General features: G+C 69.1%; 14 protein-coding genes. 6 read left to right on the top strand and 8 right to left on the bottom strand.

Annotated features, from left to right (window positions below):
- Position 1: 1 nt before the first annotated feature.
- From GGR88_RS07040 to lgt, 8 genes are all read right to left on the bottom strand, one after another.
- Positions 2–1006 (bottom strand): ABC transporter ATP-binding protein, encoded by a 1005-nt coding sequence (locus tag GGR88_RS07040; protein ID WP_167953843.1) that lies wholly within the window; start codon positions 1004–1006, stop codon positions 2–4.
- Positions 1003–2106 carry an ABC transporter permease gene (locus GGR88_RS07035; protein ID WP_167953842.1) on the bottom strand — a complete coding sequence of 368 codons (1104 nt, stop codon included), beginning with the start codon at positions 2104–2106 and terminating at the stop codon, positions 1003–1005. Before GGR88_RS07035 ends, GGR88_RS07040 begins: the two co-directional genes overlap by 4 nt.
- A gap of 64 nt (positions 2107–2170) precedes the next feature.
- On the bottom strand, positions 2171–3466 hold the full coding sequence (locus tag GGR88_RS07030; RefSeq protein WP_167954413.1) for a cystathionine gamma-synthase family protein: 1296 nt from the start codon (positions 3464–3466) through the stop codon (positions 2171–2173).
- A gap of 32 nt (positions 3467–3498) precedes the next feature.
- Positions 3499–4143: a glutathione S-transferase family protein gene (locus GGR88_RS07025; RefSeq protein WP_167953841.1), complete on the bottom strand. Its 645-nt coding sequence runs from the start codon at positions 4141–4143 to the stop codon at positions 3499–3501.
- A complete protein-coding gene (gene pgeF, locus GGR88_RS07020; RefSeq protein ID WP_167954412.1) occupies positions 4140–4898 on the bottom strand; it encodes a peptidoglycan editing factor PgeF in 759 nt (252 codons plus the stop codon). The genes GGR88_RS07025 and pgeF overlap by 4 nt, the downstream gene beginning before the upstream one ends.
- A gap of 26 nt (positions 4899–4924) precedes the next feature.
- Positions 4925–5425, bottom strand: a complete 501-nt coding sequence (locus GGR88_RS07015; RefSeq protein ID WP_167953840.1) for a GNAT family N-acetyltransferase — start codon at positions 5423–5425, stop codon at positions 4925–4927.
- Positions 5422–6396, bottom strand: a complete 975-nt coding sequence (locus GGR88_RS07010) for a class I SAM-dependent methyltransferase (RefSeq protein ID WP_167953839.1) — start codon at positions 6394–6396, stop codon at positions 5422–5424. Before GGR88_RS07010 ends, GGR88_RS07015 begins: the two co-directional genes overlap by 4 nt.
- Before the next feature lie 77 nt (positions 6397–6473).
- On the bottom strand, positions 6474–7334 hold the full coding sequence (lgt, locus tag GGR88_RS07005; RefSeq protein ID WP_209023207.1) for a prolipoprotein diacylglyceryl transferase: 861 nt from the start codon (positions 7332–7334) through the stop codon (positions 6474–6476).
- 71 nt (positions 7335–7405) lie between these two features.
- Here lgt and GGR88_RS07000 point away from each other — a divergent pair, with 71 nt between their 5' ends.
- Genes GGR88_RS07000 through GGR88_RS06975 form a run of 6 tightly spaced genes read left to right on the top strand, consistent with a single transcriptional unit; the run spans position 7406 to position 14181 of the window.
- Positions 7406–9109 carry a class I adenylate-forming enzyme family protein gene (locus GGR88_RS07000; protein WP_167953838.1) on the top strand — a complete coding sequence of 568 codons (1704 nt, stop codon included), beginning with the start codon at positions 7406–7408 and terminating at the stop codon, positions 9107–9109.
- Between the two features lie 46 nt (positions 9110–9155).
- Complete coding sequence (locus GGR88_RS06995; protein ID WP_167953837.1) at positions 9156–11390, top strand: molybdopterin cofactor-binding domain-containing protein; 2235 nt, start codon at positions 9156–9158, stop codon at positions 11388–11390.
- Positions 11387–12394 (top strand): ferrochelatase, encoded by a 1008-nt coding sequence (gene hemH / locus GGR88_RS06990; protein ID WP_167953836.1) that lies wholly within the window; start codon positions 11387–11389, stop codon positions 12392–12394. The genes GGR88_RS06995 and hemH overlap by 4 nt, the downstream gene beginning before the upstream one ends.
- 44 nt (positions 12395–12438) lie before the next feature.
- Complete coding sequence (gene phbB / locus GGR88_RS06985) at positions 12439–13161, top strand: acetoacetyl-CoA reductase (RefSeq protein ID WP_167953835.1); 723 nt, start codon at positions 12439–12441, stop codon at positions 13159–13161.
- 9 nt (positions 13162–13170) lie between these two features.
- Positions 13171–13422, top strand: a complete 252-nt coding sequence (locus GGR88_RS06980) for a ribbon-helix-helix domain-containing protein (RefSeq protein ID WP_167953834.1) — start codon at positions 13171–13173, stop codon at positions 13420–13422.
- Between the two features lie 39 nt (positions 13423–13461).
- Positions 13462–14181: a glutamine amidotransferase gene (locus GGR88_RS06975; RefSeq protein ID WP_167953833.1), complete on the top strand. Its 720-nt coding sequence runs from the start codon at positions 13462–13464 to the stop codon at positions 14179–14181.
- Positions 14182–14219 lie beyond the last annotated feature (38 nt).

The following is a 14219-nucleotide window of genomic DNA, read 5'->3' as shown; positions in this document are numbered from 1 at the left end:
GCTAGCGCCTCATGCCTTCCGCTTCCTCGTCGCGCGGGCGGACCGTGCCGCCGCCGCCTTCGATGCCGTTGCGCTCGGCCGCTTCGTTGCCGCCCGAACGGTCGCGAACACCCACCGTTTCCTGCGCGGTGTCGACCGCATCCGCGCGCGTCGGCGCGAGCGTGCCGGCATCCGCCTTGATCTTGTCCTGAGCGGCGATCGCCGTCCGCCCGCGCGGCCCGTTGAAATATTCCTGGATCCACTCGTGATCCAGCGCCAGCAGCTCGTCGATCGTGCCGATCGCGATCACCTTCTTGTCGGCCAGCACCGCCACCCGGTCACAGATGGCGTAAAGCGTGTCGAGATCGTGCGTGATCAGGAACACGGTGAGGCCGAGCGTGTCGGTGAGCGAGCGGGTGAGCTCGTCAAAGCGGGCGGCGCCGATCGGATCGAGGCCGGCGGTGGGCTCGTCCAGGAAGAGGAGTTCGGGGTCAAGCGCGAGCGCGCGGGCCAGGCCGGCACGCTTCTTCATGCCGCCGGACAGTTCCGATGGATATTTCGGGCCGGCATCAGGCGGCAGGCCGGTCATCACCACCTTGTAGGAGGCGATGTCGTCGAGCAGGTCGCCCGTGATCTCCGGGTAGAATTCGCGCAGCGGCACCTGGACGTTTTCCGCCACGGTGAGCGTCGAGAAGAGCGCGCCACCCTGGAACAGCACGCCCCAGCGCCGCCGGATGTTCAGCGTCTCCTCAAGGCTGCGGCCGACGGTCGGCTGGCCGAACACCTCGATCTCGCCTTCGGTGGGCGTCTGCAGCCCGATGATCGAGCGCATCAGCACGGACTTGCCCGTTCCGGAGCCGCCGACGACGCCCAGGATCTCGCCCCGGCGGACGTCCAGATCGAGATTGTCGTGGATGACGCTGTCGCCAAAGGCGTTCCGCAGACCGCGGACGCGGATCACGACATCGTCGCTGTCCTCTGCGTCGAGATCCCGGACGTGCGGCGCGGTGGCCGAAAACTCGCTCATATCCAGCCCACCCAGGTGAAGGCGACGGCGAAGAAGGCGTCGAGCACGATGACAAGGAAGATGCCCTGGACGACCGCGGAGGTGGTGCGCAGGCCGACCTCCTCGGCATTTCCTTCGACCTGCATGCCCTGAAAGCAGCCGCTGAGCGCGATGATGGCGCCGAACACCGGTGCCTTCAGGAGCCCGACCCAGAGATCGGTGATCGGCACCACTTCCTGGATGCGCTGGATGAAGGTGACCGGCGGAATGCCGAGCGAAGTCCAGGCGAGAAAGCCCCCGCCGATGATCGCGATGATCATGGAATAAAAGGACAGGAGCGGCATCAGGATGACCGCCGCCAGGACACGCGGAAGGACCAGCGCCTCCATCGGAGAGACGCCGATCGTGCGCATGGCATCGATCTCTTCGGTCAGCTTCATCGTGCCGAGCTGCGCGGCGAAGGCGCTGCCCGAGCGGCCGGCGACCATGATGGCCGTCATCAGCGGGCCGAGTTCGCGGATGGTGAGGCGACCGACGAGGTTGATGGTGAAGACCTCCGCACCGAACTGGCGGAGCTGCACGGCACCTTGCTGTGCGATGACGATGCCGATCAGGAAGCTCATCAGCCCGATGATGCCGAGCGCGGCGACGCCCACCGTTTCAAACCGGGTGACCACCGCATTCCAGCGGAAGCGGGACGGATGGCGGATCAGGTGGCCCGCCGAGACGAGCAGCGCGCCGAAGAAGGCGAGCAGCCCGACCAGCGTGCGGCCGGCCACCGATACCGCGGCGCCGATCTCGTCCAGCACCCGGATGAAGGGCGACGTGCGGTCGGGCCGCATCTCGACATGCTGGTCGGCGTCGCCGACCCCGTCGATCAGGCGCTTGAACTCCGGCCGGGCGCCGGACACGCGGCCGGTGTCGCCAGCGACCAGGCGGTGGACGATCCACGCGCCGATCGTGTCCATCCGCCCGACGTCGCTGAGGTCGACGCTGTCGGCCTGCGCATCGTTCAGCCGTTTCGGCAGGTCGCCCATCAGCGCGATGGTCAGATCGCCGCGAAACCTGATGCGGCGTCCGCCCGCATCCTGATCCTCTGTGTAGTCGGCGGCCTGGCTCATGCTGGATCGTCCGTGCCGCATAACTGCAGCCCCGGCAAGCCGCCCTTCACGTGCGGCGAACCGATCATGCAGTGGCGAGGGCCTGATCGAAGTCCGCGATGAGATCGCCCGCGTCCTCAACGCCGATGGAGATGCGGACCAGATTGTCGGTGATGCCGAGCGCTCGTTTCCGGGCGTCGGGCACGGACAGGTGGGTCATCGCCGCCGGCGCGCTGGCGAGCGTTTCGGTTCCGCCGAGGCTGACGGCGAGCTTGGCGATCTTCAAGGCGTCGAGGAAAGCGAACGCCTCCGCCTCACCGCCCTTCAGGTAGAGCGAGAAGGTGGAGCCGGCGCCCGTGCAGTGGCGGCGATAGATGTCGGCCTGGCGTGCATTGTCGCCGCGTTCCAGGAAGCCGAGATAGCCGACATGCTCCACCTTCGGATGCTGGGCGAGGAATTCGCAGACCTTGGCGGCATTCTCGCCGGCGCGGGTCATGCGGAGTTCCAGCGTTTCCAGCGAGCGCAGCAGCATCCAGGCGGTGTTGGGATCGGTGATGGTGCCGATCGTGTTGCGCATCGACCGCACGGTGTTGATCAGCGCCTTGTCGCCGAGCAGGCCGCCTGCGACCAGATCGCTGTGGCCGCCGGCATATTTGGTGAGGCTGTAGACGACGAGGTCGGCGCCATGCTTCAGCGGCTTGTGCCAGAGCGGGCCGAGGAAGGTGTTGTCGATGGCGATCGGCGGCGCATCCGGGCCGGTGCCGAAGATGGCGTCGCGGCTGGCGCGAACCGCCTCCACGTCGACGAGCGCGTTGGTTGGGTTGGCCGGGCTTTCGAGGTAGATGAGCGCCACGCGGCCGGCATTGGCCTTGGACAGCACCTCGTCGATCTCCTCGCGCGTCGCACCGGCGGGGAAATCGAGCCAGTGGATGCCGAAGCGGCCGAGCACCTTTGCGATCAGCGTCTCGGTAGCGGCATAGAGCGGACCCGAGTGGACAATGGTGTCGCCAGGGCGGACCAGCGCCAGGAACAGCGTGGCGATGGCGGACATGCCGGACGAGAAGGTGAGGGCGTCCTCCGCCTCCTCCCACAGGCCGAGGCGGTCCTCAAGGATCTCCTGATTGGGGCCGTTGAAGCGCGAATAGACAAGGCCCTCGGCGCCACCCGGACGCTTGCCGGTGACGCCTTCGAAATGGCGCTTCCCGGCGGCCGCGTTCTCGAACACGAAGGTGGAGGTCAAGAAGATCGGCGGCTTCAGCGAGCCTTCCGACAGCATGGGATCATAGCCATGGCCCATCATCAGCGTCGCCGGGCTGAGCTTGCGGTCGCCGATCGTGTCGATGTGCGCGCGCGGGCGCCGACGCGGCGTGACGCCGGTCATGTCGGCCTCGGTTTCGGTGGTGCTGTTGTCGGTCACGAGTCTGCTCCGGATTGAAAGTTCTTGGCGAATATGGGGGCGAGGGCAGGAAGCGCTTGCGTCCGTTCTGCAATGGCGAGCAGCGCGGGCGTTTCGCGCGCGAACCAGTCGCGGCCGGGGCGCCAGTGAGTCATGACCCCCACATAGAGGTCGAGGGCCGTCGGCGCATCGCCCGGCAGCACCCAGTCACCCGCGGCGAGATCCGCATCAAACCCGCGCCACAGCGACTGGCGAAAGGCATCGACGCGGTCGCGCAGCTGCCCGGCGGCGAGCGGCGCCCAGCGCTCCGGATAGTCGCGGTAGGTGAAGGTGGGGTAGACTACCGACACCAGCCACATCAGCCGGTTGAGAAAGGCGGCGCGGCGCGGATCGTCGGCAGCGGGGACAAGCCCGCTGGCTGGGTGACGATCGCCAAGCGAGAGGATGATGGCCGCGCTTTCGGTGAAGATGGTGCCGTCGGGCGCGACCAGCGTCGGGACGCGTGCGAGCGGATTTACCTTGTCGAGACGCTCCCGCGCCGGGCCGGGATGGTCGAAGCCCTTGACGTCGACGAACTCGACGGGCTCGCCCACCCAGGCGAGCGCACCGGCGGCGATCGTCGAGCCCCAGCCGGGCACGCCGTAGAGCGTCCAGTGCGTCATGGGAGCGTCCGGCCTCCTCCGGTCAAACCGATCAAGGCGATCTGGCGGCCATAATCCGGCTCCGCCCCGTGCGTCGCCCGCCTAAAGCTGAAGAAACGCGCGGGATCGGAATAGGTGTCGGTCGACAGCGCGTCGATCCTGCCGACGCCGGCGGCGCGGAGGCGGGCGGCGACATAGGCTTCCAGGTCGAACTGAAATCGTCGGGGCGCCGCGCCGGGGGCGAAGAAGCGGTCGGCATCGTGGCCGATGGCGAGCAGGTTGGCGCGGAAGGCGTCGTCGACCTCGTAGGAGGGCTGGGCGATCGCCGGACCGATGGCGGCGGCGATGCGGTCCGGCCGTGCGCCCAGCGAGACCATGCGCGCGACCGTCGCTTCCACCACGCCGCCGGCCGCCCCGCGCCAGCCGGCATGGGCCGCCCCGACCACGCCCGCCTCCACATCGGCGAGGAGCACGGGCGCGCAATCGGCGGTGAGGATGCCGAGAAGAAGGCCGGGCCGATCTGTGACGAGCGCGTCCGCCCGCGGCCGCGCGTCGTCCGCAAAGGGCGCGTCCACGACCACGGCGTCGGCGGAATGGACCTGGTAGAGCGTGACGAGTCGCGCGCCCGGCATCACCGCGGCCACCGCCCGGCGCCGGTTCTCGGCAACGGCGGCCGGATCGTCGGCGGTGCCGAGCCCGACGTTCAGGCCGGCGACGAGGCCGGTCGACACCCCGCCCTCACGCCCGAGGAAGCCATGCGGCACGGATGCCAGCATGGCGCTGCGGATCGGCACGGGCAGGGTCACAGGTCGATCCTGAGGATGCGATCCTCGTCGATCTGGTCGCCCACCGGGAAGTCGTAGCGCCCGACATCGAAGGCGCCGTAGCGGGCGTAGAAGCGGCGGGCGCGGTGGTTGTCGACGAAGACGGACAGATGGAGGCACGGATGGCCCTCCGCGCGTGCAGACGTGAGCGCCCAATCCATGAGTGCGGGTGCAACCTCCGTGCCCTGCCACGGACGCAGGACGTAGAGCTGCCAGAGCTGGGCCGCGCGCGGCTCCACCGGAAGGTCGGGCGGCCCGAGCTTGGCAAAGCCCGCCACCCGGTCGCCATCGAGCGCGAGGCGGATGCGGAAGCGGGGATCCTCCAGCTCCGCGCGGTAGGCGTCGTCCGACCAGCCGGTGAGGAAGGTTGAAAGATCCTGTGGCCGGTAGAGATGCCCGAACGTCTCGGTAAAGCTGGTGCGCGCGGCAGCGGCAAAGGTCCCGGCATCGGCCGGCGTCGCATCGCGGTAGTGGATCATGCGGCAAAGCCCGCCGGCTCCGGCCAGGTGGAGGCGGAGAGCGCCAGCGCCTTGAAGAGCGTCCCCATTTCTCCCGCGCCGACCAGCCGGTCCCGCGCCGCCGCGATCTCCGCCGAGCGCGCCGGACTGCCCGCCGACAGCGCGATCGCGCGTTGAGCGATGCCGAGCCGTTCGAGCCAGACGCCCTGGGGCACCGGCCCGGACGTGCGGACGCCTTCGGCCGCCGCCGCCTCCGCCAGCGTGGCGAAATCGACATGCGCGGTGAGATCGCGGGTGCCCGGCGCTTCATAAGGATTGGCGAAGCGGTGACGGCTGACGGCCTGCAGCGTGTCGCCGACAGCCGGGCCTTCATAGCCATAGTCGATTACAAGCGCCGCGCCGCCGCGCGCCGCCAGCACCTTGGCGAGCGTCCTGACGATCGCGACCGAGGCGGGCGCGCTTTCAAGAATGCTGCCGATCGGCGCATCCGCCAGATGCTCCGGCACTAGCCCGTCGAGCACCGGCCCATGGCTGAGCGGGAGGAACAGGTCGCCGTGCGCCACGACCTTGCGCTCCTGCCAGCCATCCGGCGTGCGGACGAGCTGACGGATGGGAAGTGCGTCGAAGAACTCGTTGGCAACCACGAGCCAGGCGGCGTCGGCAGGCACCGTCGCCAGACCGTCGTGGAAGCTCGCGGCGGGCACCGCAGCCGCCTGACGCGCGCGCAATGCCGGGCTGGTCTCCACGAAGTGCACGGCCGGGCGCAGGCCCGCGCTCGCCATGGCGCGCAGCGCGTCGGCGGCAAGGGTGCCGCGGCCGGGGCCGAGTTCGACATAATGCACCGGCGGGCGACCGGCGCGGTGCCACAGATCGGCGAGCGCCAGGCCGACGAGCTCCCCGAACATCTGGCTGATCTCCGGCGCGGTGGTGAAGTCACCCTCGGCACCAAGCGGATCGCGGGTGGCGTAATAATGGGCGTTCGCCGCACCCATGAAGGTGGCGAGCGGGATCGGCCCGGACGCGCGGATCAGCGGTTCGAGCAGGTGACCGCAGCCCGGATCCTGCTCGCTCAGGCCACGCTCTCCGTGCCGGCGATCGGCTCGACCCGGCGACGCCGGCCCTTTGCCGTCGCGATGAGGTAGATGCCACCAAGGATCATGGGGACGGAAAGCGTCTGGCCCATGGACAGACCCCACCACAGATTCTCGAGTCCGGCATCCGGCTCCCGCACGAGTTCAACCAGCACGCGGCTGAGGCCGTAGCCGAGCAGGAAGGTGCCGACGAGCTTGCCCGGCTGATAACGGGCATCGGTGCGCCAGAAGAGGAACCACAGCACGGAGAACAGCACGATGCCCTCCAGCCCGGCCTCGTAGAGCTGGCTGGGGTGCCGCGGCTCCGGCCCTGCGCGCGGGAAGATGACGGCCCAGGCGACGTCGGTCGGCCTGCCCCAAAGCTCCCCGTTCACGAAGTTCGCAAGGCGGCCGAAGAACAGGCCAAAAGGCACGCAGCAGGCCACGTAATCGTGGATGCGCAGCCAATCGAGCCCGTTCGAGCGCGCCATCCAGATGAGGCCGATCGACACACCGATGACGCCGCCGTGGAAGGACATGCCGCCTTCCCACAATCGCAGGATTTCCAGCGGATTGGCGAGGATGTCCGGCCGGTAGAAGAAGACATAGGCGAGCCGCCCACCGACGATGATGCCGATAGTGGCCCAGAAGATGAGGTCATCCGCATGGCGCCGGGCCATGGGCGCGCCCGGCTCCTTCAGCAGGCGGGTAAGATACCACCAGCCGACGATGATCCCCGCCAGATAGGCGAGCGAATACCAGCGAATCTGCAGCCAGCCGAGGTCCAGCGCCACGGGCGACAAGCCAAGCGAATCAAAGCGCACGGCTGCCGTAGCGTCAGCGAGAAGGTTCAGGATCAAGGCTTTTCCCCAAGGCGAGAGGCCTCCATAGTGCCCGCACAACAGAACACCAAGAGAGAGGGCCTGGGACGATGCCATCGCCACTAGACCAGAAGATCGACGCCATCCTGGCCGCGCTGACGGCACCGGGCGGACAGCTTGCGGCCGGAACGGTCGAGAAGAACGGCCGCAGCTATCCGGTGATCGCGGTGGCCCCTGCGACGCTGCCGCAGCATTTCGCCTATTTCTGCTTCCAGCATGGCGATGCCACCTTTCTGGTCGATGGCGAGGAGCGGCTAAGCTTTGCCGAGACCTATGCCCATGCCCGGCGCCTCGCGGGCGCACTGGTGGCGGGGCATGGCGTGCGGCCGGGCGACCGCATCGGCATCGCGGCCCGCAATGCGCCGTCGTGGATCGTGCTCTACATGGCGATCCTGATGGCGGGCGGCACGGCCGTGCTGCTGAACGGGTGGTGGGAGAGCGCCGAGCTTGCCCAGGCGGTGGCCGACAGCGGTGCCACGCTGGTGTTCGCCGACGAGGGCCGCACCCGCCGCTTTGCCGCCGCCGACCCGACGGAGGCGCAGCTGGTGACGGTTGATGTGTCCTTGCCGATCGCTGAGGCGCTGGCGCCGTTGCTCGCGGCCGGCGGGGACGAGCACACGCCGCTGCCCGAGGTGGCGGCCGACGATCCGGCGACCATCCTGTTCACATCGGGATCGACCGGACGGTCGCGGCCGGCAGTGTCGGACCACCGCGCCGTCGTGCAGGCGACCTTTGGCTATCTGGCGCACACGCTGGTGGGTTTGCAGCTGCTGGTGTCCGAAGGACGAGCGCCGACCATCCAGCCGGCGACGCTCCTCAACGTGCCGTTGTTCCACGTCACCGCGATGGTGCCGGTGTTCCTCCAGAGCTTCGCCATGGGGCGCAAGCTGGTGCTGATGCCGAAGTGGGATGCAGAGGAGGCCATGCGCCTGATGGAGCGCGAGAAGGTCACCTATTTCGTCGGCGTGCCGTTGATGAGTTTTGAGATCCTGACGCATCCCAACCGCGCCAACTACGACCTGTCGACGGTGAACGACATCGCCGCCGGCGGCGCGCCGCGCCCGGCCGAGCATGTCCGCCGGCTGCACGAGGAGATGGGCGGGGCCAAGCCGCTGATCGGATATGGCCTGACCGAAACCAACGCCATCGGCTGCGCCAACATGCGCGAGAACTACCTCAACAAGCCCGACAGCACGGGGCGCGCGCTGAAGCCGATCGTGGAGGTCGCCATCCTGGACGACGACGGCCGGCCGCTGCCGACCGGGAGCCTGGGGGAGATCTGTTTCCGGTCGATCGCCAACTTCGACCGCTACATCGGCGACGAGGCCGCGACGGCGGCGGCGATCACGCCCGACGGCTTCTTCCGGACCGGCGACCTGGGGCGCATGGACGAGGACGGTTATGTCTTCATCGTCGACCGGAAGAAGGACATCATCATCCGCGGAGGCGAGAACATCAGCTGCGTCGAGGTGGAAGCCGCGCTCTACGCCAACGAAGCCGTGGCGGAAGCGGCCGTGTTCGGCCTGCCGGACGAGCGTTTCGGCGAGGTGCCGGGCGCGGTGGTCCATCTGGCGGAGGATGCCGACATCACCGGCGATGCGCTCTGCCACTGGCTGAAGGGGCGGATCGCCGCCTTCAAGGTGCCCGCGCACATCTGGATTTCGCCCGATCCGCTGCCCCGGCTGGGCACGGAGAAGATCGACAAGGTGTCGCTGAAGGCCTTCTTCCGCGCCCGGGCATCGGAGGTGCAGTGATCGAAGCGGCTTGCGGTCGGCGCAATCGTCCGTAAGGACGCGGGCGATGAGCCGAAGGCCGAGCCCACCCAGCACCAAGGACGGGATCACGCGCCGCCGGCTGCTGATCGGCGGCGGGGCGGGGGTCGGGCTGGTGCTGGCCTGGGCGGCGTGGCCGCGCCGATACCAGCCGAACCTGGTCGCCGCGCCGGGCGAGGCGCTGTTCGGCGCCTTCCTGAAGATCGGCGCAGACGGGCATGTCACCGTTGTGTCGCCGCAGGTGGAGATGGGACAGGGAGTCTACACCACGCTGCCGCAGCTCGTCGCCGACGAGCTGGGCGCGGACTGGCGCACCATCGGCGTGGAGCCGGCACCGATCAACCCGCTTTATGGCAACCGCCTGCTCGGGCGCGAGATCGCCGCCGACGTGCTGCCGAGCGCGGAGCGGGTGGCCGATGAGTGGGCGGTCCGGTCCACCCTGATGGTGACGGCGGGATCAACCGCGGCGCGCGGCTGGGAGCTGCCGATGCGCGAGGCGGGGGCGACGGCGCGCGCGCTGCTGTGCATGGCGGCCGCCGCGCGGTGGGGGATCACCTGGGAACAGTGCGAGGCGGCAAACGGGTTCGTCACGAGCGGTGACAAGCGGCTGCGCTTTGGCGAGCTGGCAGCGGAAGCGGCGGCCATGACGCCGCCTGCGCTGCCGCCGCTGCGCACCACCACCGAAGGTCGGCTGACGGGGCAGTCGCTGCCGCGGCTGGACCTGCCCGCCAAGGTCGACGGGTCGGCGCTTTATGCTGGCGACGTGCGGCTGCCCGACATGCAGTTCGCCTCCGTGCGGGCGGCGCCGGTCGGCGGTGTCCTGTCGGGGTTCGACCGGTCTGCGGCGGACGCCGTGCGCGGCGTGACTGCCGTTGTGGAAACGCCGGGATGGGTCGGGGTGGTCGGCACCAACTGGTGGGCGGCCAACCGCGGGCTGGAGGCGGGCAACCCGCGTTTTCGTACCGAAGGGCGGCTGATCGACGACGGCGTGATCGAGCGCGCGTTGGCTGGCGCGCTTGGCGAACCCGGGGAGCGGATGGAGGGGCGCGGCGATGTGGATGCCGCGTTCGAGGGGCAACAGCTGTTTGCCGCGTCCTACAGCGTCGCGCCCGCGCTGCACGCCGCGATCGAGCCGATGTGCGCGACCGCGCACTGGGCGAACGACCGGCTGGAGCTGTGGCTGCCGACGCAGGCGCCCGCCGCCGCACGGCGCGACGCGGCGGCCGCCATCGGCGTGGCGGAAGGGGCCGTCACCATCTACCCGACGATGATCGGCGGATCGTTCGGCCGGAAGCTGGAAAGCGACGCGGCCGTGCAGGCGGCGGTTCTGGCGCGCAATCTCCGCCGACCGGTGCAACTGACCTGGAGCCGGGTGGAGGATCTGGCGCAGGACCGCGTGCGGGCACCCGCTCAAGGGCGCATGGAAGCCCGGCTGGTGACGGGCGGGCGGATCGAGGGATGGCGCGCGCGGATCGCCGCGCCGGCGAGCGGCCACGAGATCGCCCGGCGCCTGATCGGCGGCGCTGCACGGAGCCTGATCGGTGACGGGTCGGGCGGCGACCGTGCAGCCGTTGCAGGCGCGCTGCCCCCTTATGCCATTCCCCATGTCGCGATCGACCATCACCCGGCCGACATTGGCGTGCCCGTCGGCGACTGGCGCGGCGGCGCTGCGAGCTACGGAACCTTCTTTGCCGAATGCTTCATCGATGAACTGGCGGCGGCGGCGGGCGTGGACCCGTTTTCCTATCGCGTGGCGATGCTGGGCGGCGCGCCGCGGCTCGCGCGGTGCCTGACGACGGTGACGGCCTCGGGCGGGTGGCAGGGCGGCGGCGCAGGCTCCGCACAGGGCATCGCCTGCTTCAGCGGTTGGGGCAGCCATATCGCGGTGTTGGCCGACGCGCGGCTGGAGGGGAACAGGCCGGTCGTGCAGCGGTTGGTGGCGGTGGCCGACGTGGGGCAGGCGATCAACCCGGATGTCGTGCGCCAGCAGATCGAAGGTGGATTGTTGTGGGGCGCGGCCAGCGTCGTCGGGATGGCGGGCGGCTTCCAGCAGGGGCTGGGCAGCGTGCGCTCGCTCGGCGCGACCGGCCTGCCGACTTTGGCGAATAGCCCGGAGGTGACTGTGGACCTGATCCGATCGGACGAGCCGCCCGGCGGCGCCAGCGAACTGGGCGTGCCGGCCGCCGCACCCGCGATCGCCAACGCGCTGTTCGCGGCGACCGGAAGGCGATTCCGCCGCCTGCCGATGGTGGCGCAGGCATGATGCGCCCGGCCGACCATCCCGCGATCCCGTCACCCAAGGTCGGCGTGCTGCTGATCAACCTGGGCACGCCCGACGCGCCGGAGGCAGGTGCTGTGCGGCGATACTTGAAGCAGTTCCTGTCGGATCCGCGTGTCGTCGAGATCCCGCAGATCCTGTGGCAGCCGATCCTGCGCGGCGCGGTGCTGACGACGCGCCCGAAGAAGTCCGCCCATGCCTATCAGCAGGTCTGGCGGGAGGACGGGTCGCCGCTCGCCGCCATCACGCGATTGCAGGCACAGGCGTTGAAGGACGCGTTCGGCCCGGGGGTGCTGGTCGATTACGCGATGCGTTATGGGCGGCCGGCGATCGCGGAGCGGTTGCTGGCATTGAAGGCTGCCGGATGCGAGCGCATCCTGCTGGCACCGCTCTACCCGCAATATTGCGCAGCAACGACGGCAACCGCCAACGATGCCGCCTTCGCCGTGCTGGCGGGTATGCGGTGGCAGCCCGCCGTTCGGACGCTGCCGCCCTATCATGACGATCCCGCCTATATCGATGCATTGGCGACGTCGGTGCGAGAGGAGCTTGGGCGGATCGACTTCGAACCCGAAGCGATCCTGGCGAGCTTCCACGGTATGCCCGCGCGCACGCTGGCATTGGGCGATCCCTATCATTGCCATTGCCAGAAGACGGGCCGCCTGCTCGCCGAAGCGCTGGGCCGCGACGTGATGGTGAGCTTCCAGTCGCGTTTCGGGCGCGCAAAGTGGCTCGAGCCTGCGACCGACACCGTGCTGGAGGCGCTGCCGGGTCGGGGGATCAAGCGGCTGCTGATCCTGGCGCCGGGTTTCTCGGCAGATTGCCTGGAGACTCTGGAGGAACTGAACATCCGCGGGCGCGAGCAGTTCACCGAGGCAGGCGGAACGCATTTCCACTATCTGCCATGCCTGAACGACACCGCTCCGGGCATCGCAATGCTGCGCAGCATTTTGGCGCGTGAGCTTGAAGGTTGGAACGTCCGACCGTAGCCTGCCGTTGATCTGCGATAACAGACACGAAGGAGAGGCTTTCCATGGCACGCATCGCCATCGTCACCGGCGGAACCCGCGGTATCGGCGAGGCGATCAGCCTTGCCCTGAAGGAAGCAGGCGCGACCGTGGTCGCGAACTATGCCGGCAATGACGAGCGCGCGCGAGAGTTCAGCGACCGCACCGGGATCAAAGCCTATCGCTGGGACGTCGGCGATTATGATGCGTGCCAGGAAGGTGTCGCCAAGGTGCAGGAGGAGGTCGGCCCCGTCGACATTCTGGTCAACAATGCGGGCATCACGCGCGACGGCACCATCCTGAAGATGACCCACGACATGTGGGACGAGGTGATCCGCGTGAACCTGGGCGGTTGCTTCAACATGGCCAAGGCTGTGTTTCCCGGCATGCGGGAGCGCAAGTGGGGCCGGATCGTCAACATCGGCTCGATCAACGGGCAGGGCGGGCAATATGGCCAGGTGAACTATGCCGCCGCCAAGTCCGGCATCCACGGCTTCACCAAGGCGCTGGCGCAGGAAGGCGCAAAGGCCGGCGTGACCGTTAATGCGCTCGCCCCCGGCTATATCGACACGGACATGGTGGCCGCGGTGCCGGCTGACGTGCTGGAGAAGATCGTCGCAAAGGTGCCCGTCGGCCGGCTGGGCAGCGCGCAGGAGATCGCGCGCGGCGTCGCCTTCCTGTGCGCGGAGGAAGCCGGCTTTGTCACCGGATCGACGCTGTCGATGAACGGTGGCCAGCACATGTATTGAGGCTGTCGGGTGGCCGGACCGATCAAGCGATCAATCACGATCGCCGGCCACCAGACCTCCATCAGCCTGGAGCCCCCTTTCTGGGCCGGGCTGGAAGCGGCCGCCCGATCAGCCGGGCTGCCGCTCTCCGCGCTCGTGGCGCAGATCGATGCGGAGCGCGTCACCGCGGATGACCCCGCCAACCTAGCGAGTGCGATCCGCGTGTGGCTTTACCTCAAAGCAACAGTGGCCGCCGTACCGCTTGGCGGTGGCCAAGAATAGCTTGCTGGCATGCGCCGGGTGCATCGGCATGATGCCGGCATGAAACGCGCATTGGTGATCCGCCACGTGCCGCGCGAGGGCGTGGCGGGGTTTCGCAAGCCGCTGGAAGACGCGGGATACCGGCTGGACCAGATCGACGTCGGCGACGAACGCTTCGCCGATGTGGATCTGAACGCCCCCGACCTTCTGGTGATGATGGGCGGGCCGATGGGTGTGTACGAGACGGACGCGCATCCATGGATCCGCTGCCAGCTGCGCCGGTTGCGGCGGCGGCTGGAGGCGCGGCTGCCGACGCTGGGCGCGTGCCTGGGCGCGCAGATGATCGCCGCCGCGCTGGGCGAGCGGGTGTTTGCGGGACCGCGCAAGGAAGTCGGCTTTGCACCCGTCACGCTGGCGCCGACTGCCGGTGGCAATCCGCTTGCCGCCCTCGACGGCGTGCCGGTGCTGCATTGGCACGGTGACAGTTTCGATCTGCCGGCGGGCGCCGAGCGGCTGGCATCGACCGCGGTCTACCAGAACCAGGCATTCAGGCTGGGTCCGACGATCCTGGCCCTGCAGTTCCACGCCGAAATGGGGCTGGACCCGGTGTTCCACGACTGGGTGGAGGCATGGCCGACCGTGGTTGAGGAAGGGGGCACCACTGCCGAGGCGCTGACGACCGCGCATGGGCGCCACGGCCAAGCTGCGGTGGCGGCCGGACGCGCGATGATCGCCGGCTGGCTGGCGGGACTGGCCCTGGAGCAGCGCGCCGCGGCCTAGCCGGCTGATCACCGGCCAGGCGATCGGCGCCGCCCCCG

Origin of the sequence: Sphingomonas jejuensis (assembly GCF_011927695.1) — a bacterium.
Classification (GTDB): domain Bacteria; phylum Pseudomonadota; class Alphaproteobacteria; order Sphingomonadales; family Sphingomonadaceae; genus Sphingomonas_K; species Sphingomonas_K jejuensis.
This window is presented reverse-complemented; position numbering and strand designations above follow the sequence as displayed.